This window comes from Phormidesmis sp. 146-33, assembly GCF_052939515.1.
Window position 1 is genome coordinate 1 of record NZ_JBJPHU010000111.1, and the last position, 22,562, is coordinate 22,562.

Genomic DNA, 22,562 nt, shown 5'->3' on the forward strand with positions numbered 1-22,562 from the left:
AAGAATCTTAGGGGGGTCGGTCTGCCACTCTCTTAAGATACAAGGGGGCTGAAGCCGACTGCATCGGAGCAATGCCAACTAGATACAGGACTCTCAAGGCTGAAAGTGAGGACGTTGAAACCGCCGCACTTGGGCAATGGTTTCAAAGTTGCGATAACCCGATAGCCAACCTGTCCATTTCTGGATACGTTGTTAACGTCAGTTCGATGAACGCTTCGCTTCGCTTTTAGATCCAGGAACGCCCCCTAAATCCCCCTTGTCATTACCAACATTTTTGCCTCCCTCAACTTGGGAGTTGAACCCCCCAGGCCAAGTCCTGTAAGCGTAGCCAGCCTCGCCAAAGCGTCAGCCACCCCGGTTGTCCATCCGACTTGCGCCCAATAAATCCCCCCAATCGGGCCACTGCTTGCCAAAACTGAGCCAGGCTCATCTGAGCCGAGAACAACCCTAGGCGAGTCGCCAACACCTGCAACAACACCGCAGGAATCTCCTGGTCGGCCGGAGTCTCCGGTGCCAGGCGACTGAGCGTGCGCATCTGCAACAATCGCACCGACCCGATGGCGATAAACCCCAACAGTCGCATCAAGCCGGACGCACTCTCCAACTGCCGCTGCTCCATCCGACAGCCCGTCTTGAGACACTTGTGATACGCTTCAATCAACCAGCGGCAGGCGTACCACTCCACCTGCACCTGTGGGCTGTAGAGCGCGGGGTCAACCGTGGTCAGTAAAATCCACTCCAACCCATCGGGAGCCTCTTCCCAACAGCGAATACACCACCCCGACACGGGTGCTGCCTGACGCTCAGGTCCGCCTTGGGGCGCATGAATCGTCACTGCGGCCCATGCCAGGTTCAGCGGCACGCTACGCTGGGGGGTGCCCTCGCGTCCCCGCAAGTTCACCGTCTTCTGACTTTGGGCGCTCAACGAACGCGCATACGCCTTGAGATGGCTTCGCGTTCCGCTGGCGGTTGTGATCACTCGATTTTGACTCACCCGCACTAAGCTCTGCCATTGACTCTGGGCACTGCGCCGCAGATAGGAAAACACGTCACTCTCTCGGTCGCCGACACTCACCCACCGTTGCCCTCCCCCGGTCGGGGCACGCCCAATCGCTTCCAGGCTCTCTGCCCACTTGTCCCCTTCACTGCGCTCAACGGTGCGCTTGCTGCCACTGCCCTGGTGCTGCGCCGTCGCACTCCTGGCCCACACCTGCTGACGCGCCAGTCCCAAGATCTCAGGGTTGCCACTTCTGGGAATCACCGCCAGACAACTGTGTACCAGTAGCCCTTGCGTCTGCCCTTTGCCGATGATCCCCATCCCGCTCGTCTTCGGGTGGTGGCTGTAGTCCAACTCGCTCGTGTCCTGGATGAACAGCACCACCTCGCTCTCCTGCCCTTGCGCCACCGCTCGTGTCTGCTCCCAGTGCGGTCGGCTCAACCGCTCATGGCTCACGTCTGCTTCAGACAGCAGTCGATACGCCCCTCTCAGCTCGTTCCACCCTTGCATCTGTTCGGGCAAACTGCCGCTCGGATTCCTCGCGATGGCGGCTCCTAGGGCAACCGCTCGCTCGTTGCGGCGACTGTCTCCTAATTCCACCGCCCCCATTGCTGCATCGCCCACCTATCAGGCGTTATTAGGTTTTCTAGGTTCATGACTTCACTCTACCTCTTTTACTTCTATGTTAGGAGATCTTGGTAATGACAATCAAAAATGGGGGACTTTGAACCAGAATTCCTCTCTGAAAGTCCCCCAAAATTGGGGGGTTGGGGGGCAGAAGCCGTGAACAACGAAGCGGAAAACCTCTTATCGAATTCACGTGTTGTTAGCCAGCGCTTCTCAGCGATCGCCTACCACTTAGTCCTCACATCAAGGTTCAGCTTCAGCAACATCCTCAAACAAACGATCGCCGCGATGGAGTCTATAAGCCATTTGATAGGTTTGCTCTTGCGATCGCATCGTGGGTGTATGAGCCGCTAGATACCGGGATGCGGCAACCAAAACGTTAATCCCAGCAGGGGCGTTACCCAATTGAGAGTATTGACGAAAAGCAGCTTCAATCTCCTGGATCACATGAAATTGTCGGTCTTCACGCAACAGCAATTTGCCTAAGAGGGCTAAGAGCAGTTCTGGGTTGCCCCCACTGTAAAGATAGCTCCCGACTAACTCCCCAACTTGATTCACTTGCTGCTGTCGATCCATCAACTCTGGCAGTTTGTGTAACAACTCTGCTGGATTTTCTACTGTTTGATCTGGTTTAGGAAGGCGAGCAGCAGGGACGTTGAGAAAGCGATCGAGATACACACTCATTGCTGCATCAAACACACCTCTCAACAACTCCGGCGATGCAACTCGTCTCATGCCCTGATGTACCGCATTGGCAAAGGTGAAAGTATGATGAGCGCTATCCCAATCGTTAAAATCATTGTTCGTGCTGAATTGAGCAATCCGTAGAGCGGCCGCATAGGTTACAATTTCAGCCAGTTCGACCTCAGAACAGCCTTGCCGGAGGACGGTCAGTAGAGCATCTGCGATCGCTTGGGCATTGTCACCTAGCAAGATGGGCATGAGTTGGTCGCGATGGTTCCAAGTTCCCCGTTGATTTTTTCCCTCTGCTAAAGCTTGCGGCAACGCTTCAAAAGCCTGTTGCAAAATTGCCACTAAATCAATCGGGGAGCGCCAGGATCTAGATTCTTCCATTCGAGAGGCGCTAGTATATCCAGACACTAAACTGGTTAAGACGAGTTCCGCATTTTGCCAATTCGCAGCATCTAAAGCCTCTAATGCTTTATTGGTAAAGTCTAGAGGGTGTCCAACACTCATATATCGATGGTCAGTCACCACGGTAAAGAGCATCTGAGCCAGTTGGGTTTGAGAGGCTCCTGCCTCGATCGCCGAAGCTAAACAACGCTCTGCGCCTTCTGCATCTCTGACTTCCACAAACTGACGAAACCAGCTTTGTAGAATCGGAATCTTGTCGGGATTGTTGGAGCTAGGTAGGGGTTGAATCGGAAATCGGGGCGGTTGATTGCTAGTATCCTCGGCGACGGCAGCTAGACCATGATAAATTGCACGAGGTTTGTCTTCCTCATCAAGATAGGGCAATAGGTTCATCATGCAAGTGTGGATGGTTAAACCTGTGTCCCAACCGCTCTGTCGATAGCTAACCCCAAAATCCAATCCCATTTGAAAGGCTTGAGTGATGTGTTTCTCGTGCTTCAACAGCGCAATGACCGATTTGCCAATCACTAAGGGAATGCCCTGTTCTAAACCGTCTTGAAGACGCTGGCGATGATGGGATAATGGATCGGCATGAGCCGCAAGATCGATCCAGACTTCACGATCGCGGATTTGCACTGGAAAAGCAGGCAGATCATCCGCCCAGGAATCAAACGTTCCGCCGCTCATCACATCAAATCGTGCATAGTGCCAATCACAAGTGAGAATACAATCTTTTACCGTTCCCCGATGGAGGGGAAAACCCATGTGGGGACAGCGGTTATCTACGGCATAGATTTTGTCATGCTCGTGAATCAGTAATATCGTGTGTCTGGCGTTTACCCCAGAGGGGGAACTGCTTCGCAACGTCACTACTAATCGCCCCGCTTTACGCACATCCTCTAAATCGGCAGCACGAACATAATTTTCTGTTCTAATATACATTTGCTATCTCCCCTGACGGTTAGAACAATGTGAAGTTGGGTGAGATTGGCTTGAATTTGGATATTGCTTCAAGAGTACTCTTATCCGCGTCAATCAAAGTATCTCTAAAATAGATTCGACTCAATTCGCTGTCACTGAATGACTAGATCTTGCCAACCGATCGGTAAGTTCTTGATCTTCTTGGTTGTAAATTGCCTTCTCTTTTTGAATAAAGATATCTGCTAAAGCATCATAGGCTTCAGCCCACGCCGCGATTACTTCATCCGTTGCAGCATCTTGCAAAACATCTTTCATGGCTTGCAACAGCTTTTCGCCAATCAGGGAATACTGCTCAGGCAGAATGCGAGTTTCTACGTGGCGATGGGCAATGTGATCGACTGCCGTAGCCAGTTCGTCTAGCCGATCGATATGAGTTGCATAGGCATAAACAGCGGCAGCTAACTTGTGTGCTTGTCCACCCCCATCAAGATGCTGCATCCAGGTGGTTTCAAAGCTACGTTTGTAGTCAGGTCGCTCTGCAAAGGCAATTTGATACATCCGTCGGGTAATCTCTTCACCCTTTTCCTTCACAACGGGTGCAGTTGCTTTGACAATCTCGATCGTTTTTTGACTAACCATGATCTAAAGCTCTCCTAATCGTTAGTGGGGATTTGCTCAGTGTCAGACGTATGCACCGGCCCCGTGATAATAAACGTTGCATCTTCCCTGAATAACTTACTATCTTCAAAAGGACTGAGCCTTAACTCAAAATCTGTATGTCGTATGTAATGTTTAGAAAAATTGACGGACTCAAATGATGATGATGCTTTTGAATTGGCAAGTCCGTTTACGATACAGAATGTAGCATCTTCTCTAAAAAGTCGTTCATTCGTCCGCTTCGCCAACTTCAACCTGTAATTCTGGTGCCTCAAGAAGTGGCCTGGATAGTTAAAAGATTCAAACGACTTGCATCTACCTGCCAATCCTGGAACAATTTTGAAACTTGCGTCGCCCTTCCCAATTTCATCGTTCCTATTAATTGGTTCAAGGTAAGCCAGAAAACCTCTATGACGAATATAGCGATCCCGATAATTCATCGATCTGAAGGATGCGCCAGTCAGTGAAGCATAGCTCCACTGTGACATCAGGAGCGATAATGATACTGCCAAACTCAAGTACAAACCTCTTAACACAGTTTTCGAGAACATAATGTCTCCTTATTTTGCTGTTTGTGTGACTCAGCCAACCATATTGCTAGTTTCAATGCACCACAGTTATTATGTATCGATCTCCATCGCTAGCTCTCGAATGTCTGTTAAATACTTTAGAAGTTAGATACGCGATAAAGCATGGAACTCCTGAGGTCGCTTCTGAGTGAACCATTACTTTTTATATCAATTGACATCTTCCCCGGTTTTCCTTGTACTACATCATCCCAAGTCAGATCTAAAGGAATGAAAACGTTGCCGAAATATCTACTACTGCCTGAAACATGAGCAAGAGGAATTAGTATTTGTGTCTTAAGTACTTCTTTCTGAGAACTCTCTGCTAAATAATCAATACTAATCGTGTGTGTTTTCCAAATTGATTTTCTTGTATCTATTTCATAATAAGGCTCTCCAAACTTACCATTTCCATTATCAAAACTTGCTTTCTTAGTCACTAATTTTATTTTTCTTGCAGGAGTTTTGCCAGCATTTATGATGCGTAAGCAAACTACTTGACGAGCAAATAAACCATTCTGTGGTGTACCAGTCATCAAATTGTTACCACTTATCCACTTTTCAAGCCAGTTTTCAATATCATTCTGACTTTTTTCATCTAACCAAACAATCTTCATGCCCTTTTCTTTATAACTAGTAGCAAAGGCATTGGCATTAAACACTCTAAACTCGGCTTCTAAACGAACAGAATTTTCAAATTGAGAAGATTTTCCTTCATTCTCTTTCAAGACTGAATCTATGTTTTTAAGTCTGTTATCCAATTCGAGATTTGTAGCCTGAAGATTATTTATTCTTGCATTGATGGAAAGCGTAGTCATAGTAATAAACACACCTAGTCCTGTAGATAGTGTCCCTAGTAAGGTTGCTGCATTACTAATGGATTTGCCCCATATACTACTTTTCTTTTCATTGGTATCGCTTGTACTACTCATCTGCTTTCCTCAAGGATTGTTGAGAATTACGGACAACTATTTGTAAATAGGTGAATCCTCTAGCAATTGAACTTTAGCGAACTTCTTAAGTGAAGTCGCACCTTTTCTTGCGGAGTTAGAACAAAATCTTGCTATGACTTGCGAAACTGGTTCGGGTTCATTCCAGTGCATTGGCGAAAACACTTGGCAAAATGACTTTGATTGGCAAAGCCACACTCTATTGCTACAGATGTAACGGTTCGTTCTGAGTGCTTGAGTAAATGCTTTGCACGTTCGACTCGCTGATGAATTAGGAATTGATGCGGTGAGATGCCTGTCGATCGCTTAAACAAATGACAAAAATAGTACTGACTCATCCCCAGTTCATTCGCAATATCAGTTAAGGATATATCTTCACCCAAATGTGCCTGGATATACTCGATCGCTTGCCTAAGTTTTTGTTTCGACAATCCATCCTCATAGTCTCGAAAACAATGATTGCGGGTAGAGTAGTGACGTAGCAGATGAGCCGATAGCGCTGTCGCCATTGAGTCAGCATAGAAGCGACTGCTAACCCCATCCATCTCTAAACTTGACTTGAGTGCCAGACCAATCTGATGAATCAATCCATCGGCCTTTTTGTTTGTTTGTAATAGCTCAACGCGATCGGGGTTCACTGATTCATGGGCGATCTGAGCTAGAAATCCAGGCTCCAAATAGCATTGCATCCATTCCATGACTCGATAAGTCGAATGAGAATGAAACCCATACGGCAAAGCAGCGGGAAAGACTGCAATACAACCACTGCCATAGTCTTTTTCTTGAAACGAAACTTCCTGCGCTCGTCCCTCTAAGTCAACTTCATAACTGACTGACTCATGCCCCAGTGGAATGATGATAAGGTGTTGAGAATTCGATATTTCAGACAGACAAGCTAGGGGTTGGCAATAATGAATAAGCTGAATGCTGTTCCAACTCGATTGAAGACTAGTAAGTACAGGTGGATTTGGCATCAACTTGAGCCAATCAACATAGTCAATCATCGGAAGTTGTTCTACAGGCATCGTTACCTCCAGGGTAAGAATGAATGCTATGACTTGCGAAACTGATTCGGATTCATCCCAGTGGATTGACGAAAACACCGAGCAAAATGACTTTGATTTGCAAAACCACACTCTAATGCAACTGATGTAATCGTTCGTTCTGGCTGCTTGAGTAAATGCTTTGCCTGTTCTACTCGCTGATGAATTAAGAATTGATGCGGTGAGATACCTGTCGATCGCTTAAACAAATGACAAAAATAGTACTGACTCATCCCCAGTTCATTCGCAATATCAGTTAAGGATATATTTTCACCCAAATGCGCCTGGATATACTCGATCGCTTGCCTAAGCTTTCGTTTCGACAATCCATCCTCATAATCTCGAAAGTGATGCTTGCGGGTAGAGTAACGGTGCAGTAGGTGAGCCGCCATTGCTGTTGCCATTGAATCGGCGTAGAAACGACTTCTCGCGCCATCCACTTCTAAACTTGATCTGAGTGCTAAACCCATCTGGTGGAGCAGTACATCAACTGTTTTCAGTGTCAATAGCAGTTCAACGCGATCGGGAGTGACTGATTCATGTGCGATTTGAGCTAGAAAGGTAGGCTCCACATAGCAGTTAATCGATTCCATTGCTTTAACAGTAGGATGAGAATGGAAGCTAATCGGTAGATCAGCGGGGTAGATTTCAATACATCCACTTGCATAGTCTTTTTCCCGATACGAGACTGTTTGCGAATGCCCCTCAGCGACAAATTCAAAATCAACTGCCGAATGCCCTAATGGAATAACAACAACATGTTGAAGATTAGATACTTCAGGCAAATCCATAAAGGGTAGGCGGTAATGCTCAAGCTGAATGCTATTCCAACTCGATTGAAAACTGGTTAGCAGTGGCGGCTTTGGCAGCAATTTTGGCCAATCCACATAGTCAATCACCAGAGGTTGCTTTACAGACATCACCGCCTCCAAATCTTGGTTTATATAACGACCTCACCCTCAGTTTTATAGATATCGCGTTTATAAATATCGCGTCTCGCCAATGCGATTTTATTTCACCCCCACCTCCAAACCTTGCCCCTAAACCTTTACCGTCATCTTACTCAACCTTCGCTGACGACAAAAAATTGTTTCGGAACTTGTAACTTTGATTCAAAGTTGATCATCTCAACCTTCGCCACTCAACCACTGCCCCGACCTCTGGGTTCTTTCGGACAGCACAGATAACCTTAAACGACTATCACCAAACAACTCTCACCACCGATCGCCTTCTGGTGTTTTCGCACTCACCAACAACCGAAAAGAACAAGTGCAAGAACTTGGACTGGAGGCAGCTAACAAGATCTTGAGACAACCTGAACATCAAAAGAAGTCAAAAAAGAAATGGCATAATTTCAATTTAGCGACGCTCAACAAAACAAATATTTCCACTAACGAGGGCATCATGGAAAACATCGCGGGAAAACAAGCGCATTACCCAATGGTGATCGGCGATCGCTTCGTCACAACTGGCAGCCAGGATCTAATCAACCCCGCGACCGAAGAGGTGTTTGCCACCGTCGCGATCGGCACTCCCCAGGATGTTGATGCCGCCGTCCAACAAGCCCAAAGAGCACAGATCGAATGGAGTCAGCTTTCTTATGGCGAGAGAAGTTTAGCCCTGCTCAAGTTTGCCGATGCGGTTGAACAGCAATCCGACACCCTCGCTCAACTAGAAAGCCAACACACAGGCAAGCCGATCAAACTGAGTCAAAATGGCGACGTTCCGTTCTCGATCGACAACCTTCGCTACTTTGCCTCCGTCGTGCGACATCAAGAAGGCGTGGCGGCAGGCAGCTATGTGGGTGGCTACATGAGTATGCTGCGACGAGAACCGATCGGTGTGGTAGCTGCGATTACTCCCTGGAATTACCCCTTGATGATGGCCGTCTGGAAACTCGCGCCCGCTCTCGCTGCTGGGAATGCGATCGTCATCAAGCCTGCTCCTAACACGCCGATTACCACGATCGAACTGGCCAAAATCGCCCTTCAATCAGGTCTACCCGCCGGACTGATCAACGTCGTCACGGGGGGAGCCGATGTCGGAGAAGCGCTCTGCACCCATCCCATCGTCAGAATGGTGAGTTTCACAGGCAGCACTCCAACGGGAAAGCGCGTCATGGAGTTGGCCAGCCAAACCGTCAAACGAGTCACCCTAGAACTGGGCGGAAAAGCCCCCTTTATCGTGTTTGCTGATGCCGATATCGAAGCTTGTGTGCAGGGTGCCGTCGTCGCAGGCTATATGAATACCGGGCAAGACTGTACTGCCGCCACGCGGATTTATGTGCAAAATGAAGTGTTTGATGCCTTTCTCGATCGCTTGATCACCGTCAGCAAACAGGTCAAAATGGGCGACCCAACTCGACCCGATACCGACATGGGGCCGCTCGTCAGTCAGGTACAACAAAGCAAAGTGCATGGTTATGTCGAAGAAGCCCGTCAGCAAGGAATTCGCATCGCGCTAGGGGGCGAACTGCCCACAGACAAAGGCTTTTTCTATCCGCCAACCATTTTGGTCGATGCGCCTCAGACGGCAAACTGTGTGCAAGAAGAGATTTTTGGCCCGGTTCTCGTCGTCAATCGGTTTAGTGACGAATCTGAAGCGATCGCTCTGGCCAATGACATTCCCTACGGATTGGCCGCCAGCGTGTGGACGAGCAATGTTCAGCGCTCGATGCGCGTCACAGCAGCTTTAGAATTTGGCACCGTTTGGGTCAACGATCACATCCCGATCGCCAGCGAGTTGCCCCACGGTGGATTCAAACAAAGTGGCTTTGGCAAAGACATGTCGCACTATGCCCTGGAGGAATACACGATCGTCAAGCATGTCATGTTCGACAACTCTGGCTTACAGCGCAAACCCTGGCACTTCTCAGTCTTTGGTGAAGCGTAGAGGTTGAACGTTAGACGTTCGACATGGAATGCTGTTCAGTCCAAAGTCAAATCTAAGATTACGTGAATTCGATGGAATTTTCTCACTTCGTTATTCAGCACTTCTGCCCCCCAACCCCCCAATTTTGGGGGACTTTGAGACAATATTTCTCGTTCAAAGTCCCTCACTTGTGGGGGATTTAGGGGGCTGAAGCCGATTGAAACGAAGCGAGTCACTCTCATCGAACTGACGTTAAGATTCGTCTACCTGCAACGTTGTCTTTGAAACGAGGCGAGTTTTCTTTTTATCGGCCTCAGACAGATCTTGTCCGGCTTGAAGTTGAGTAGCACTGGTTTGCAAAACGGTTGCGGCTCCCTGATCGCCCATCTGTAGTGCAGTTTTGGCCGCAGTTTGAAGCATCGTAGCGGCTCCCACGCGATCGCCCTGCTGCAATTTTGCTTCTGCGATCTGGGTCTGCCGATATTTTGCCAACGCCAGAATGTGATTTTGCACTTCAGGATTAATCGCAGGCTCAAACGCCGTCACTGCCGAAATCTCAACCGGGAAGACTTCAGACAGCAAGCCTTCTTGACCCAACGCCGGATCGTCATAGCGAATTTGCACCGAGGCGATCGTTTGTTTCCCCTGGGGAAGTTGTCCGACATACAAGTTGGCCAATACGATTCGAGGCGCGTCCACCATCAGATCACCTAAGCGAACGATCGTCAGATCCCCTTCCTGCTGGACAGTGAGTTCGATCGCATCGGGCACCACTTGAGCGATCGGCTTCAATTCTGCTAATCGAATTCCAGGAGTCAGCGACAACATCAAATGAGCATTCGTCAAGCCAACCGATTGCATGCGATCGAACAATCGACTAAATTCCACAACGGCTTGATCGGGCTGCTCAATAAAAGAGAGCGCTCCACCGCCCGCATCAGCAATTTTTTCTAAAACATTCTGATTCCACGCATCCCCAAATCCCAGCGTGTTCAGCGTCATGTTGTATCCTGTCGCCAGTTGAGCGAGTTTGAGACAGCGATCGTTATCTCCATGCTCGTTTTCTCCATCCGTCAGCAAAAACGCCTGAGAAACCGCATCTTTCTTCCCCTTCGCCAACTCCTCAATTCCCAACCGCAGCCCTTCATCGATCGACGTACCCCCCGCCGCCTCAAGCTGATGAAGGGGAATTCTCAACTTATCCAGGTCTTCGATCACCTGATTAGGCACCAGCACTTTAGCTCTGTGATTAAAGGTGACGATCGCGATCCGATCCCCCGGCGACAGTTTCTCAATCAATCTCTGAGCAGCCTGCTTAACAGTAACCAGCGATCGCCCTTCCATCGAGCCACTCTGATCGAGAATCAAGCAAAGATTAAGCGGAATACTACGCCCGATCGCTTCAGGGATCGCTGAAATCGAAATCGCAACTTGACGCTGACTATTAATCTGAGTCACGTCTACTTGAGCATCACTGAGAGCACACTTCAGTCCGACTTGCATAGGAGATGGGGAATGTAGAGATAATACGGAGCTTCGATCAGATATCTACACCGTACCTCAGCTTGATTCCGCATCTCAAAATAAAATTCTCCCTCCTCCCTCCTCCCTCATCCCCCCAGTTCGGTTCTCCCCAATCCCTGTATCGTTCCGTCCGTCTCACGCCACGTTACTATAAGGAAATAGTGCCACTCTTGAGGCAGACCGCACGCTATGAACTCACCCATCAAGGCTATTCAATCTACAAACTACGGCGACGCTTACTATCGGACACCTCCCCCCGATCTGGCTTCGCTGCTCCTCAAAGAACGGATCGTTTACCTGGGCGGGCCGCTTCACTCGATCGACGAATACCGCCGCAACCCTGGTCAAGATGTGACTCGGCTGATCATCGCTCAGTTGCTTTACCTTCAGTTTGACGATCCCGAAAAGCCAATTTTCTTCTACATCAACTCGACGGGCACCTCCTGGCAGGGTGAAACGATCGGCTTTGAGACAGAAGCGTTTGCCGTGGCTGACACCTTGAGCTATATCAAGCCACCCGTTCACACGATTTGTATCGGTCAGGCCGTCGGCACGGCTGCGATGATCTTGTCTGCGGGGACTAAAGGCTGTCGCGCCAGTTTGCCCAATGCGACGATCGTGCTAAACCAGCCCAAATCTGGCACCAGAGGACAGGCAACGGATATTCAAATTCGCGCCAAAGAAGTGTTAGAAAATCGAGCGGCGATTCTAGACATCCTCTCTAAGAACACTGGACAGTCCATTGAGAAGATTGTTAAAGATACCGATCGCACCTTCTATCTCACGCCTCATGAAGCGAAGGAATATGGACTGATCGATCGCGTCCTTGAAAGCACGAAACAGCTTCCTGTCCCGCTTCCTGCTCTGGCTTCATCATAGGCTTCTGGATTATGCAAGTTCCTTATCGCGTCCCTGGTAGCCAATATGTTCAGTGGGTTGACCTCTATACCCGCATGGCATTTGAGCGCATCGTTTTTCTCGACGAAGAGATCGATGACAACTTTGCTAACTTTGTGGTGGCCTTGCTGCTGTCTCTCGCCTCCGAAGATGCGACCAAGTCGATCTACGTCTACATCAACTCTCCGGGCGAGCGGCTCTCAGGGGGTACTTCTTCTCTAGTGGCGAGTATGGCGATCTACGACACCATGCAGTACATCAAAGCGCCCATTCAGACGATTTGTTTGGGGCAAGCAGTTGGGACGGCGGCAATGATTTTATCATCGGGCACGAAGGGATTTCGGTTCTGTCTCCCAAATGCAGAAATTGTACTGTCTCAACAGTTTGGGCAGAGTCGCGGACAGGCTACCGATATCCAAATCGATGCCAAAAAAATCGTGGACGATCGCACCAAATTCCTTGAAATCTTGTCTAGCAACACGGGGCAACCCGCCGAAAAAATCGAGAAAGACATCGATCGCCGCCGCTACTTCACCCCTCAAACTGCTAAAGAATACGGTCTGATCGATCGCGTTCTCGAAAGCACCAAAGAACTGCCCAAACAAATTCCCGCTTCTGTCTAGTCCCCTTACCCCTCACTGTTACTATGCCAATCGGTACTCCCAAAGTTCCCTATCGCCTGCCTGGTAGCTCCTACGAACAGTGGATCGACATCTACCAGCGCCTCAGCTTAGAGCGAATTATTTTCCTTAGCCAGGAAGTTGATGATGGGATTGCAAATGCGATCGTCGCCTCCATGCTCTATCTCGACTCCGAAGATCCCGGTAAGCCCATTTCTCTCTACATCAACTCCCCCGGTGGGTCTGTGACTGCGGGAATGGCGATCTACGACACCATGCAGCACATCAAATCAGATGTCGTAACGATCTGCGTCGGTCTTGCCGCATCGATGGGCGCCTTTCTGCTGGCCGCTGGAACCAAAGGCAAACGGTTTGCACTTCCCCACGCTCGGATTATGATTCACCAACCCCTCGGCGGGACGGGACGCAGCCAAGCCAGTGATATCGAAATCGAGGCCAAAGAAATCCTTAGAATTCGGCACCACCTCAACACAATCCTGTCAGATCGCAGTGGACAGCCCCTCTCTAAAATCGAAAAAGACACCGATCGTGACTACTTCCTCTCAGCCGCAGACGCTAAAGAGTATGGTCTGATTGACAAAGTGATTGAATCGGTCAGCTAAAGGGCAAACTAAGCAGGTGTCATGCTTGATTGACACAGGGACGCAATGGGCGTGAATGCATTCCGGTTAATACTGCGTCCCTCTTCCTCTTTTGGTATTATTTTTGACTTCGTGGCAGAATTCTAAGTGATTCTGCTTTTTTCATATCTAATGAATATTGCAGACTGCTATCGATTATTAGGACTGAGAACGGGAGCCTCTTACGAGGACATCAAAGCCGCTTATCGTCGCTTGGCCCGGCAGCTTCATCCAGATATCAACCCTGGCGATCAGCGATCGCAAGAAAAGTTCATTCAAGTCAACGAGGCTTACCGATTTTTGTTGGGCGTAGTCAGTCCACCTGGAATTGAGAATGACTCACCCAAAACGTCTCCGCCTTCAGAATCGACTAAACCCAAAATCAAAGTCACTCGCAAAGCAGAGAAGCCTAGTCCCGTCCAGTCCAATCCCAATCATTCATTAATAGACCAGCAGCTTAAGCAAACTTCTTATGAGCAGTTGCAGCAGTTTTTGAGAAGTCGGCGGTTTCCACGAGCGATCGCCCTTGTCGAAGGACTGGCCCAGCGGCTCCCCTCTGATCCCGAAATTCGTCAATGGCAAGCCATCACCTATCAGCGCTGGGGACATCACCTGATCCAAGACAAACAGTTTGACAAAGCTCGGCTTTACTTAAAGAAAGCACTGCGAACTGACCCCCACAATCGATCGCTCTGGGGTGAAGTCGAACGAGACTTTCGCCGAATCGAGCAGCTTCTCTATCAGAAAAAATAGACATTAGGCTGTTCTGTAGCCCTTGTTACCTGCCGATTTGTAAGACAATTACTCCCGCAAATTGCAGTCAGGGGGATGCTTTTCTAGTAGCACTTTGGTATAGTTGAGATACAAATAAACCGCTACTCAGGGATAGCTGACACCCCTAAAGCTGTCAAAAATCTTTGTGAGTGGGACTGCTCAGACCTTGAGCGTCACAGCCTTTTAATACTTCCCTAGATCACAAACTCTTCTGTGAAGAACATTGATAGTTGGAATTAAGTCGGATGTAGCCGTGCGTTTTAAAACCACGCTTGCTTAACAAGAGTACGCTTATCCACTTGAAAGCTACGGGGTTTTCCGAGTGATTGCTATTTCACCTCGTCCTACTGGACGCAACTGGAACACAGTTAGCTTTGCCTCCACTCTCTACCTGATTCCAATTCTGGATCTTTTGCTCTCAAAGGTGCCCAGTCAATGGCAGGCTGAGATCAGGCTAGGGTTACAAGAAGCGTTGGTAAATGCTGCCAAGCACGGGAATAATCTTGACCCTGGCAAAAAGGTTTTGGTTCATTTCTCGGCAGTTTCGGATCACTATTGGTGGGTAATTTCGGATCAGGGAACTGGCTTTATGCCGCCTGAAAGTCAGGAAGATACAAGTTCTAAATTGCCCTGTGAAGAAGGGGATTGTGGTCGAGGACTCTATATTCTTCACCAGGTTTTCGATGAAGTCCAATGGAACCATCAGGGAACTGAATTAAGGCTTTGTAAACAGGTTAAGAAAACTGTCAGACAACCTCTGGTACTCTAGTACTGTTTTTTGCGTCTGTCAAGCGTCAACTCTATCGAGTGATTTCTCTCGAAAGCAACCTTATACATCCTATTTTCGTCAAGATAGCAGCGCGACAACGTATCTGAAGGTTGTGACCACTTTGATCCCCGCTTCAGGTGTTAGATACGCTCAAATTTTTGCTATCTTGGCAAAGCGTCAGGCTCCCTGACAAATGGGATCACTCATCTGAATTAAACAATGGAAACGAAAAAATTAGAGCTACTCCTTCTAGCGGGTTGCTCTTGCCTGTTAACGCTGCTATGTCAGCCGATCGCCTCTGCGGTTACTTCTTCCTCCCCGGCTCCCAGTCCAGTGGTGCAGTCCTCTGTCCAGTTAGAAAGTGCCTACTGTAGAGTGAGCTTTCAACTTGTCTTGAAAGCGAGACGTAATCAAAATTAACTTTAGGACTTGTGTTTGTGGCTCTCGCAGGGGGGGGCAGAAACCGATCGATCCAGCCACCCACTGGCCTGCTGCACTCTTAATAGAGCTTCTTCTGGCTGATCTTTGAGAAGAAACACCAGGGCCACTGCAATTTGTTCACGAGATCTGGCTTTGCGATCGTTCTTAAGTCGATGCCAGTCGCGATCAGTAATGGTTAGCTTTTCGGAAAGTGCCTGTGCCAACTCTAAAGGACTGAACTCAGCCAGCTTGCTTGATGCAGCCGTTTGAAGCGTAGAATCTGTCATAAGCGCGTTGGGGATGGGTAAAATGAATCCACTCTCACTTTACTACGCTGGCATGGAGCCGTCTCAAGATCCCGATCGTTTGTCGCCTTCTAATCTGGAATCTGACCTGGAATTTGAGCAGTCTCTCCAGTCAGTGGAGCGATCGCTGCAAGAACTCAAAGACCGTCATCTTCAAATCCAGCGAGATCAAAAGCTTCAAGCAGCCCTACAGACGCAGCGACCCCTTGTGGGCAACTCGAAGAGATCGCAGCTAGATCAAGGCAAATCGCCTGAGCTTCAAGTAGAATTACGGAAGATCGAGCAGCAGCTAGAAGAACTCGAAGTCAGTCTGGAGAGCCGTTTATTTTCTTGGGCGGGCTTTAAAGAAGTCTTTTGGCAAGCCGTTCGATTTTGTGGACTGGGCATCCTTGTTGGTTGGTCACTCGCCTTCTACACCCTAAAGAACCCCACTCCCTCCCACGCGCCACCCCCTACACCCCCAGTTGCTCCATGACACGACGGATTGCAGAAATTCTACGCAGTGGTCAACCCGATGAGTCAGTTACGATTCAAGGCTGGGTTCGGACGAAGCGGGAGCAAAAAGGCTTTTCATTTATCGAAGTGAATGATGGCTCGTCGATGGCTGGGCTGCAAGTGGTAATCAACGAGAGCGTGCCGGACTATGGCGCGATCGTCAAACGGCTCAGTACGGGCGCATCGGTTGAGGTGTCTGGCGTGTTGGTGCCGTCTCCGGGCAAGGGGCAGCGCATTGAGGTGAAAGCCGATTCGGTAGCCGTATTTGGTGAGGCAGATCCCGAAACCTATCCATTGCAAAAGAAGCGCCATTCGTTTGAGTTTTTGCGAGACATTGGACACTTACGATCGCGCACCAACACCTTTGGAGCCGTTTTTCGCGTTCGGAATGCCTGCGCGGCAGCGATTCACCAGTTTTTTCAGGAAAGAGGATTTCTTTGGGTTCATACGCCGATCATTTCTGCCAGCGATTGTGAAGGGGCGGGTGAGATGTTTGCGGTGACGAGTCTGGACTTGAAGAAAATTCCGACAACGCCCGATCAAAAGATTGACTACAGCAAAGACTTCTTTGGCAAGCCTGCTTATCTGACGGTCAGCGGACAGTTAGAAGCTGAGATTATGGCCATGGCCTTTAGCAACGTTTATACGTTTGGGCCGACGTTTCGGGCAGAAAACTCAAATACCTCTCGTCACCTGGCAGAGTTTTGGATGGTCGAGCCTGAGATGGCTTTCTGCGATCTAGATGGCGATATGGATCTAGCAGAAGCATTTCTCAAATACATTTTTTCCTATGTGCTGGAGCATTGTCCTGATGACATGCAGTTCTTTAACGATCGCATTGACAATTCTGTTTTACAAACGGCCGAAAATATCACCAGCAATCAGTTTGAGCGATTAACCTACACGGATGCGGTGGCGCTATTAGCGAAGAGCGATCGTCCCTTTGAGTATCCGGTTGAATGGGGTCTGGATCTGCAATCTGAACACGAACGCTATCTAGCAGAAGAGTTATTCAAAAAGCCCGTGATTGTGACAGACTATCCCACACAGATTAAAGCGTTTTATATGCGCCTGAGCGACGACGAAAAGACCGTACGGGCGATGGATATTCTCGCTCCCAAAATTGGCGAAATCATCGGTGGCTCTCAGCGCGAGGAGCGACTGGATGTTTTAGAGCGACGCATCAAGGCGCAGGGGCTAAACGTCGAGGATTACTGGTGGTATCTGGATCTGCGGCGATATGGCACTGTTCCTCATGCAGGGTTTGGGCTGGGATTTGAGCGCTTAGTACAATTTATGACGGGCATGGGCAATATTCGCGATGTCATTCCCTTTCCTAGAGCGCCTTTGAGCATTGAGTTTTAAGGCAAGATTTTCACTTCAGTGATCAATCCAGAATGCCCTCTAAATTCCCACAAGTGAGGAACTTTGAATTGGCAACCTTGTCTGAAAGTCCCTCAGATTGGGGAGTTGGGGGGCAGAAGCTCCAAAAACGAAGTGAAGGAACTCTGTTAAACCCACGCAACGCTAGTTGAACGTTAAATAAAAAAAGCCTGGAGCGTAAAGATTACCCCCAGGACGTTCACTCTGATGAAAACGTTGTTTTACGTGCGAATGCTACGTCAAATTCTTACATCAAACCCAGTTGCTCTAGAATTCCCTTTCCTGTCATAAACTCGGTCGCGAAACCGATCGCAAGTCCCAACATTGCTAAACGACCGTTCCAGGTTTCAGCAAACGGGACAAATCCGAATTTAGGCTTCTGTTCTTCCATTTTGACCTCATTCCGGGGATAGACTTCTTAAGATAAGTTAACGCTATTTGCAACATCCCGCAATAATCTATCAATTGAAAATTTGCGATCGCCCCATCGAGTGAGACACTAGATCAACGAGATCAAACGCTGTTTTTGTGCCATGTCAGATCCTCAATCAATTAGCGCTGCCGTCGCCGCACTCTATAACACTTATCCTTTTCCGCCTGAGCCGCTGTTAGATGAGCCGCCGCCTGGCTATAACTGGCGCTGGAATTGGTCAGCCGCCTACAACTTTTGTACCGGGAGAAAGCCCCAGCGACAAGACATTCGCATTCTCGATGCAGGCTGTGGGACGGGCGTGGGAACTGAATATCTGGTTCACTTAAATCCGCAGGCACAGGTCACGGGGATCGATTTGAGTTCGGGGACGTTGGCCGTTGCGAGAGAACGCTGTCAACGATCGGGAGCCGATCGCGTCGAATTTCATCACCTCAGCCTCTACGAGGCCAACCAGCTTCCGGGAAAGTTTGATCTGATCAACTGCGTGGGCGTGTTGCATCATTTGCCCGACCCGATTCGCGGCATTCAGTCTTTGGCGACCAAGCTGGCTCCGGGCGGACTGATGCACATTTTTGTCTACGCCGAATTGGGGCGCTGGGAAATTAACCTGATGCAGCAAGCGATCGCGCTTCTTCAGGGCAACCAGCGAGGTGACTATCGAGACGGTGTGCAGGTTGGTCGTCAAATTTTTGAGACGCTGCCCGAAAACAATCGCCTGGTGCAGCGAGAACAAGAACGCTGGTCAATGGAAAACCGACGCGACGAATGTTTTGCCGATATGTATGTCCATCCCCAGGAAATTGACTACAACATTGAGACGCTGTTTCAACTAATTGATGCGTCTGGGCTAAAATTTCTGGGCTTCTCTAATCCGCGCCAGTGGACGCTCGATCGCCTACTCGCCAAAAACCCTGACTTAATGCGACGGGCAGAAGGACTGAGCGATCGCCAACGATACCGCCTAATCGAACTGCTCGACCCCTCCTCGGTGACTCATTACGAATTCTTTTTAGCCAGAGGCGAACTTCCGCTTGTCGATTGGTCTGCCGATGAAGCGCTACTCAAAGCCATTCCCGAACGCAGCCCCTGTATGGAAGGTTGGGAGAGCAAGTGTTTGTTTAACTACGACTACCAGATTTTGAATTTGTCAGACGAAGCGTTTAAATTTATGCAGGCTTGTGATGCTAACCAAGATCAGCGATCGGTTGCAGACCTTCTCACCGATGCGCCATTGGAATTAGCGGGCGTGCGATCGCTCCAACAACAACAGCTAATTTTACTCACTCCTCAATAGTGTGAACTTTGAACCGAAGCTCTTCTCTTAAAGTCGCCCAAAATTGGCAGCTTAGGGGCAGAAGGGTTGAACAACGAAGCGATCGAATCCAGTTATTCCATTGACATCCCATTCAGGCAAACAACACTTCAAGAGCGACTACTTCTCAGCTTTCCAGGTGCCGCCGTAAACATAGAAAGGATTGTTGTGGCTGACCCGCTCGCAGCAGTTGCGACAAACAAAAACCCACTCGGCTGACTCGTCATGTCGAACACGGTAGAGGACAGGAGCCGATTGTATACAGAAATGACAACCCTTTTGACGTACCCGTTTCATTAACTAAGCGATCGCGGAGGCTTTGGGTCGAGCAAAAATCATTCGTCCTGCCGAAGTTTGTAGCGCACTGGTGACAATGACTTGCAGTTCTCCACCCACATAAGCGCGACCTTCTTCGACGACGACCATCGTCCCATCATCCAGATAGCCAATACCTTGAGCAGGTTCTTTGCCTTCTCGAAGAATTTTGAGATCCAGGCTGTCTCCCGGCAGATAAGAAGGGCGAACGGCTTGAGTTAAATCGTTCACATTCAACACAGAGACGCTCTGGACGCTGGCCACCTTATTCAGGTTGTAATCTGTAGTGAGCAGCGTTCCATTGATGTCTTGCACCAGACGCACCAGTTTTGCATCAACGGTCGAAATCTCTTCATAGTCGGCAGAGTGAATGATCACGCGATCGGGATAAGCCTCGCGCAGACGGTTGAGAATATCTAACCCACGCCGCCCCCGAACCCGCTTTTGATCGCTAGAAGCATCCGCGACCTGCTGCAATTCTTGAAGCACAAACTGAGGAACGAGTAATTGCCCTTCTAAGAAGCCAGTATCGAGTAGAGAAGCAATCCGACCGTCAATGATGCAGCTTGTATCTAAAACTTTGGTACTCGAAGGTCTGAGGCTACCTTCTGAGAACAAGAGCGTTTCGACACTGTTGGGATTAATTAATCGAAGCAGCGATCGTCCATGCACATCCGCCAATGACACGCCAGAGACCGCAAACATCAGACTTCCTACCACAGCCGCCAGAGGCTTGATAAATGAGAACTCTTGAGGAATGGGCAGCAGAAATATCGGAGCCAGCAAGAGATTGGCTACCAGCAAGCCCAGCACCAAGCCAACCGATCGACTCAACAAAACATGGGCAGGCATTTCGCGAATTTGTCGAGTAACACGCCGATAGCCAGTCTGAGCGACCAACCCAACCGCAATTCCGATCATGGCTCCAAAACCCGCCAAAACGACGCGAAGGGCATCTGGGTTGGTTGCCTGCTGCAAAACACTACCAGGTAGCGCTTCAATGCCGTGGTAGCCGATCCCCGCTCCTGCTAGGATGAATGAAATAAGAATGATGGTATCAATCATAATCTTGAAAGGTGGGGACTGAATTTATTTTGAATGAGTGATTTTGAATAAATACTATTTGAAAAGCAGTTTTTGAGACTCTTCTGAAATGAGGATTGTGAAGGAGTTCTGAACGCTAAAATCTAGTTAGATTGCTATGAGAATAGTATATCTTATACGCTTATAGAATTTTTCTCTTAATCCCTTTCTGGGTGGGCGGTTAACCCTACAAAGCGAGAATCCTTAGCGACACAAAAATCAATATTTTGGCTTAGTGTAAGCGCTAATTTTTTAAGATTAAATTAACATTTTCGCTTATAGAGATAATCGTTAAGAAAGGATCGAAAGCGGAGCTAATCAAAAAGCTTATGGAGTTGATGATCCCCAGGTCTGCTTACCTGCATATTCCTTTTTGTCGGCGGCGGTGTTTCTACTGCGATTTTCCAATCTCGGTAGTTGGGGATACGCTAAATGGCAACAATTCAGGCACGATCGCTCACTATGTTAACGTTTTGTGTCAAGAGATCCGGCTGACTTCTGGCTTTGGGCAATCCTTAAGCACTGTTTTCTTTGGCGGCGGCACTCCTTCACTGCTGTCTGTGAGCCAGTTGAGCCAGATTCTTGAGACCCTTGATGAGCAGTTTGGGCTGGCCACCGACGCTGAAATTTCAATGGAAGTTGATCCGGGTACGTTTGATTTTGAGCAAATTGTGGGCTATCGATCGTCCGGCGTAAATCGAGTCAGTTTGGGTGTGCAGGCCTTTCAGTCAGAACTTTTGAGCGTTTGTGGGCGCACCCATTCTGTTGAGGATGTCTATGCTGCGATCGATCGCATTCATCAAGCAAACATTGAGAATTTCAGCCTTGATTTGATTTCAGGATTGCCGCATCAAACGATGGCTCAATGGCAAGATTCTCTAGAGAAAGCGATCGCTCTCAGTCCCAACCATCTCTCAGTCTATGATTTGACGATCGAACCAATCACTCCTTTTGGCAAGCATTATCATCCCGGTGCCACGCCGTTACCCACGGATGAAACAGCCGCTGAAATGTATCGGGTCGCTCAACACATTCTCACCGCTCATGGCTACGAGCATTATGAAATTTCTAACTATGCTCAAGCGGGCTATCAGTGTCAACACAATCGAGTTTATTGGGAGAATCGATCGTTTTATGGCTTTGGAATGGGGGCAACAAGTTATTTGCAGGGCGATCGAGTTTCTCGTCCCCGTAAGACTCGTGAATATTTTGAATGGGTGAGTAAAAAAGGTGAGCGCGATCGCTTAGATCCAATTGTGCCAGGTTCTTCAGAGGTTTTACTAGATACGTTGATGGTTGGTCTACGCCTGGCTGAGGGCTTGAGTATTACAAGTTTGATTCAACAGTTTGGTGAGTCTCAATTCAACAAAATCTGGATTTGTTTACAGCCTTATCAAAAGATAGGATGGGTAGAGATATTAGGAAGTCAAAATCAGCCTGTAGTAGTTAATCATCAAGAGAGCGATCGAGGACGATTGCGGTTTACTGATCCTGAAGGTTTTTTGTTTTCTAATGTGATGTTGGTAAAGCTGTTTGAAACATTTGGTGAATTGGACTAATGGGTGATTTATAGATAGAAACTTTGAAAGGAATTCATGTACTCACTCAAAGAGAGAATCGTTGGCTAACCTTACTTGAATGTTATTAATTTAGGAATTGTGAGCCGTATTCACCCTACAAATTCTTAGGTTTTCAGCAATTAATTGACGCTTATTTGAGAGTTGTTCAACTTTACTTAAATATTCCCTACAAAAAACTATAGCAATCCCAAATCACTCGTGAAATGCAGAATTGATCATGCCCCCTAGATCCCCCAATTCGGGGTAGGGTTGATTTATTCTAGCCAGAGGGAAAGCCAACCATC

The 22,562-nt window shown here is 48.5% G+C and carries 22 protein-coding genes; 11 read left to right on the plus strand and 11 right to left on the minus strand.

Translation table 11 applies throughout. The features are described 5' to 3' along the window. Positions 1-283 precede the first annotated feature (283 nt). The 7 genes from ACJ2PR_RS28715 to ACJ2PR_RS28745 all read right to left on the minus strand — a co-directional run bounded on the left by ACJ2PR_RS28715 (position 284) and on the right by ACJ2PR_RS28745 (position 7,776). A complete protein-coding gene (locus ACJ2PR_RS28715; protein WP_446879538.1) occupies positions 284-1,621 on the minus strand; it encodes an IS4 family transposase in 1,338 nt (445 codons plus the stop codon). A gap of 246 nt (positions 1,622-1,867) precedes the next feature. Further along, positions 1,868-3,661 carry a Rieske (2Fe-2S) protein gene (locus tag ACJ2PR_RS28720; RefSeq protein ID WP_446879539.1) on the minus strand — a complete coding sequence of 598 codons (1,794 nt, stop codon included), beginning with the start codon at positions 3,659-3,661 and terminating at the stop codon, positions 1,868-1,870. 120 nt (positions 3,662-3,781) lie between these two features. Beyond that, on the minus strand, positions 3,782-4,279 hold the full coding sequence (locus ACJ2PR_RS28725; RefSeq protein WP_446857062.1) for a globin domain-containing protein: 498 nt from the start codon (positions 4,277-4,279) through the stop codon (positions 3,782-3,784). 14 nt (positions 4,280-4,293) lie between these two features. Continuing rightward, the gene (locus tag ACJ2PR_RS28730) at positions 4,294-4,848 is read right to left on the minus strand and encodes an AbfB domain-containing protein (protein ID WP_446879540.1); all 555 of its coding nucleotides are present in this window, start codon (positions 4,846-4,848) and stop codon (positions 4,294-4,296) included. A 116-nt stretch (positions 4,849-4,964) separates the two neighbouring features. Then, positions 4,965-5,795, minus strand: a complete 831-nt coding sequence (locus ACJ2PR_RS28735; RefSeq protein ID WP_446879541.1) for a hypothetical protein — start codon at positions 5,793-5,795, stop codon at positions 4,965-4,967. 131 nt (positions 5,796-5,926) lie between these two features. After that, entirely contained in the window at positions 5,927-6,838 is a 912-nt protein-coding gene (locus ACJ2PR_RS28740; protein ID WP_446879542.1) for a helix-turn-helix domain-containing protein, read from the minus strand. Positions 6,839-6,864: 26 nt separating this feature from the next. Next, positions 6,865-7,776 (minus strand): helix-turn-helix domain-containing protein, encoded by a 912-nt coding sequence (locus ACJ2PR_RS28745; protein ID WP_446879543.1) that lies wholly within the window; start codon positions 7,774-7,776, stop codon positions 6,865-6,867. 484 nt (positions 7,777-8,260) lie between these two features. Between ACJ2PR_RS28745 and ACJ2PR_RS28750 the strand changes: the two genes are divergently transcribed. After that, complete coding sequence (locus ACJ2PR_RS28750; RefSeq protein WP_446879544.1) at positions 8,261-9,748, plus strand: aminobutyraldehyde dehydrogenase; 1,488 nt, start codon at positions 8,261-8,263, stop codon at positions 9,746-9,748. A gap of 231 nt (positions 9,749-9,979) precedes the next feature. On the opposite strand, the gene ACJ2PR_RS28755 is transcribed toward ACJ2PR_RS28750, so the two are convergent. Beyond that, a complete protein-coding gene (locus tag ACJ2PR_RS28755) occupies positions 9,980-11,230 on the minus strand; it encodes a vWA domain-containing protein (RefSeq protein ID WP_446879545.1) in 1,251 nt (416 codons plus the stop codon). A gap of 210 nt (positions 11,231-11,440) precedes the next feature. Between ACJ2PR_RS28755 and ACJ2PR_RS28760 the strand changes: the two genes are divergently transcribed. The 6 genes from ACJ2PR_RS28760 (at position 11,441) to ACJ2PR_RS28785 (ending at position 15,372) form a co-directional block, all read left to right on the plus strand. Next, the gene (locus ACJ2PR_RS28760; RefSeq protein WP_446857068.1) at positions 11,441-12,130 is read left to right on the plus strand and encodes an ATP-dependent Clp protease proteolytic subunit; all 690 of its coding nucleotides are present in this window, start codon (positions 11,441-11,443) and stop codon (positions 12,128-12,130) included. An 11-nt stretch (positions 12,131-12,141) separates the two neighbouring features. Beyond that, positions 12,142-12,771 (plus strand): ATP-dependent Clp protease proteolytic subunit, encoded by a 630-nt coding sequence (locus ACJ2PR_RS28765; RefSeq protein ID WP_446879546.1) that lies wholly within the window; start codon positions 12,142-12,144, stop codon positions 12,769-12,771. Positions 12,772-12,794: 23 nt separating this feature from the next. Further along, positions 12,795-13,391 (plus strand): ATP-dependent Clp protease proteolytic subunit, encoded by a 597-nt coding sequence (locus tag ACJ2PR_RS28770; RefSeq protein ID WP_446857070.1) that lies wholly within the window; start codon positions 12,795-12,797, stop codon positions 13,389-13,391. Between the two features lie 150 nt (positions 13,392-13,541). Further along, entirely contained in the window at positions 13,542-14,162 is a 621-nt protein-coding gene (locus ACJ2PR_RS28775; protein ID WP_446879547.1) for a J domain-containing protein, read from the plus strand. Between the two features lie 343 nt (positions 14,163-14,505). Beyond that, positions 14,506-14,952 carry an ATP-binding protein gene (locus ACJ2PR_RS28780; protein WP_446857072.1) on the plus strand — a complete coding sequence of 149 codons (447 nt, stop codon included), beginning with the start codon at positions 14,506-14,508 and terminating at the stop codon, positions 14,950-14,952. 219 nt (positions 14,953-15,171) lie between these two features. Then, on the plus strand, positions 15,172-15,372 hold the full coding sequence (locus tag ACJ2PR_RS28785) for a hypothetical protein (RefSeq protein ID WP_446879548.1): 201 nt from the start codon (positions 15,172-15,174) through the stop codon (positions 15,370-15,372). Positions 15,373-15,374: 2 nt separating this feature from the next. Here the strand turns inward: ACJ2PR_RS28785 and ACJ2PR_RS28790 are convergent, their stop codons facing one another. Further along, entirely contained in the window at positions 15,375-15,659 is a 285-nt protein-coding gene (locus ACJ2PR_RS28790) for a DUF6439 family protein (protein WP_446870930.1), read from the minus strand. 22 nt (positions 15,660-15,681) lie between these two features. Between ACJ2PR_RS28790 and ACJ2PR_RS28795 the strand changes: the two genes are divergently transcribed. Next, on the plus strand, positions 15,682-16,152 hold the full coding sequence (locus ACJ2PR_RS28795; RefSeq protein WP_446857075.1) for a hypothetical protein: 471 nt from the start codon (positions 15,682-15,684) through the stop codon (positions 16,150-16,152). Beyond that, entirely contained in the window at positions 16,149-17,537 is a 1,389-nt protein-coding gene (gene asnS / locus ACJ2PR_RS28800; RefSeq protein ID WP_446879549.1) for an asparagine--tRNA ligase, read from the plus strand. Before ACJ2PR_RS28795 ends, asnS begins: the two co-directional genes overlap by 4 nt. Before the next feature lie 265 nt (positions 17,538-17,802). On the opposite strand, the gene ACJ2PR_RS28805 is transcribed toward asnS, so the two are convergent. Further along, positions 17,803-17,946, minus strand: coding sequence for a high light inducible protein (locus ACJ2PR_RS28805; RefSeq protein WP_446857077.1), 144 nt, complete (start codon positions 17,944-17,946; stop codon positions 17,803-17,805). Positions 17,947-18,088: 142 nt separating this feature from the next. On the opposite strand from ACJ2PR_RS28805, the gene ACJ2PR_RS28810 reads away from it, so the two are divergent. Then, a complete protein-coding gene (locus tag ACJ2PR_RS28810; protein WP_446879550.1) occupies positions 18,089-19,282 on the plus strand; it encodes a class I SAM-dependent methyltransferase in 1,194 nt (397 codons plus the stop codon). Positions 19,283-19,600: 318 nt separating this feature from the next. On the opposite strand, the gene ACJ2PR_RS28815 is transcribed toward ACJ2PR_RS28810, so the two are convergent. Then, positions 19,601-20,680 (minus strand): PIN domain-containing protein, encoded by a 1,080-nt coding sequence (locus ACJ2PR_RS28815; RefSeq protein WP_446879551.1) that lies wholly within the window; start codon positions 20,678-20,680, stop codon positions 19,601-19,603. A 347-nt stretch (positions 20,681-21,027) separates the two neighbouring features. Between ACJ2PR_RS28815 and hemW the strand changes: the two genes are divergently transcribed. Beyond that, positions 21,028-22,257 (plus strand): radical SAM family heme chaperone HemW, encoded by a 1,230-nt coding sequence (gene hemW, locus ACJ2PR_RS28820; protein WP_446879552.1) that lies wholly within the window; start codon positions 21,028-21,030, stop codon positions 22,255-22,257. Positions 22,258-22,562: the final 305 nt, after the last annotated feature.

Excerpts from the sequence above, each read along its gene's own strand:
- ACJ2PR_RS28770 (WP_446857070.1), top strand. The coding sequence starts at position 12,795 with ATGCCAATCGGTACTCCCAAAGTTCCCTATCGCCTGCCTGGTAGCTCC.
- ACJ2PR_RS28750 (WP_446879544.1), top strand. The coding sequence starts at position 8,261 with ATGGAAAACATCGCGGGAAAACAAGCGCATTACCCAATGGTGATCGGC.
- hemW (WP_446879552.1), top strand. The coding sequence starts at position 21,028 with ATGGAGTTGATGATCCCCAGGTCTGCTTACCTGCATATTCCTTTTTGT.
- ACJ2PR_RS28755 (WP_446879545.1), bottom strand. The coding sequence starts at position 11,230 with ATGCAAGTCGGACTGAAGTGTGCTCTCAGTGATGCTCAAGTAGACGTG.
- ACJ2PR_RS28790 (WP_446870930.1), bottom strand. The coding sequence starts at position 15,659 with ATGACAGATTCTACGCTTCAAACGGCTGCATCAAGCAAGCTGGCTGAG.
- ACJ2PR_RS28775 (WP_446879547.1), top strand. The coding sequence starts at position 13,542 with ATGAATATTGCAGACTGCTATCGATTATTAGGACTGAGAACGGGAGCC.
- ACJ2PR_RS28785 (WP_446879548.1), top strand. The coding sequence starts at position 15,172 with ATGGAAACGAAAAAATTAGAGCTACTCCTTCTAGCGGGTTGCTCTTGC.
- ACJ2PR_RS28720 (WP_446879539.1), bottom strand. The coding sequence starts at position 3,661 with ATGTATATTAGAACAGAAAATTATGTTCGTGCTGCCGATTTAGAGGAT.
- ACJ2PR_RS28725 (WP_446857062.1), bottom strand. The coding sequence starts at position 4,279 with ATGGTTAGTCAAAAAACGATCGAGATTGTCAAAGCAACTGCACCCGTT.
- ACJ2PR_RS28815 (WP_446879551.1), bottom strand. The coding sequence starts at position 20,680 with ATGATTGATACCATCATTCTTATTTCATTCATCCTAGCAGGAGCGGGG.
- ACJ2PR_RS28760 (WP_446857068.1), top strand. The coding sequence starts at position 11,441 with ATGAACTCACCCATCAAGGCTATTCAATCTACAAACTACGGCGACGCT.
- ACJ2PR_RS28745 (WP_446879543.1), bottom strand. The coding sequence starts at position 7,776 with ATGTCTGTAAAGCAACCTCTGGTGATTGACTATGTGGATTGGCCAAAA.
- ACJ2PR_RS28795 (WP_446857075.1), top strand. The coding sequence starts at position 15,682 with ATGAATCCACTCTCACTTTACTACGCTGGCATGGAGCCGTCTCAAGAT.
- ACJ2PR_RS28735 (WP_446879541.1), bottom strand. The coding sequence starts at position 5,795 with ATGAGTAGTACAAGCGATACCAATGAAAAGAAAAGTAGTATATGGGGC.
- ACJ2PR_RS28730 (WP_446879540.1), bottom strand. The coding sequence starts at position 4,848 with ATGTTCTCGAAAACTGTGTTAAGAGGTTTGTACTTGAGTTTGGCAGTA.
- ACJ2PR_RS28810 (WP_446879550.1), top strand. The coding sequence starts at position 18,089 with ATGTCAGATCCTCAATCAATTAGCGCTGCCGTCGCCGCACTCTATAAC.
- ACJ2PR_RS28765 (WP_446879546.1), top strand. The coding sequence starts at position 12,142 with ATGCAAGTTCCTTATCGCGTCCCTGGTAGCCAATATGTTCAGTGGGTT.
- asnS (WP_446879549.1), top strand. The coding sequence starts at position 16,149 with ATGACACGACGGATTGCAGAAATTCTACGCAGTGGTCAACCCGATGAG.
- ACJ2PR_RS28805 (WP_446857077.1), bottom strand. The coding sequence starts at position 17,946 with ATGGAAGAACAGAAGCCTAAATTCGGATTTGTCCCGTTTGCTGAAACC.
- ACJ2PR_RS28740 (WP_446879542.1), bottom strand. The coding sequence starts at position 6,838 with ATGCCTGTAGAACAACTTCCGATGATTGACTATGTTGATTGGCTCAAG.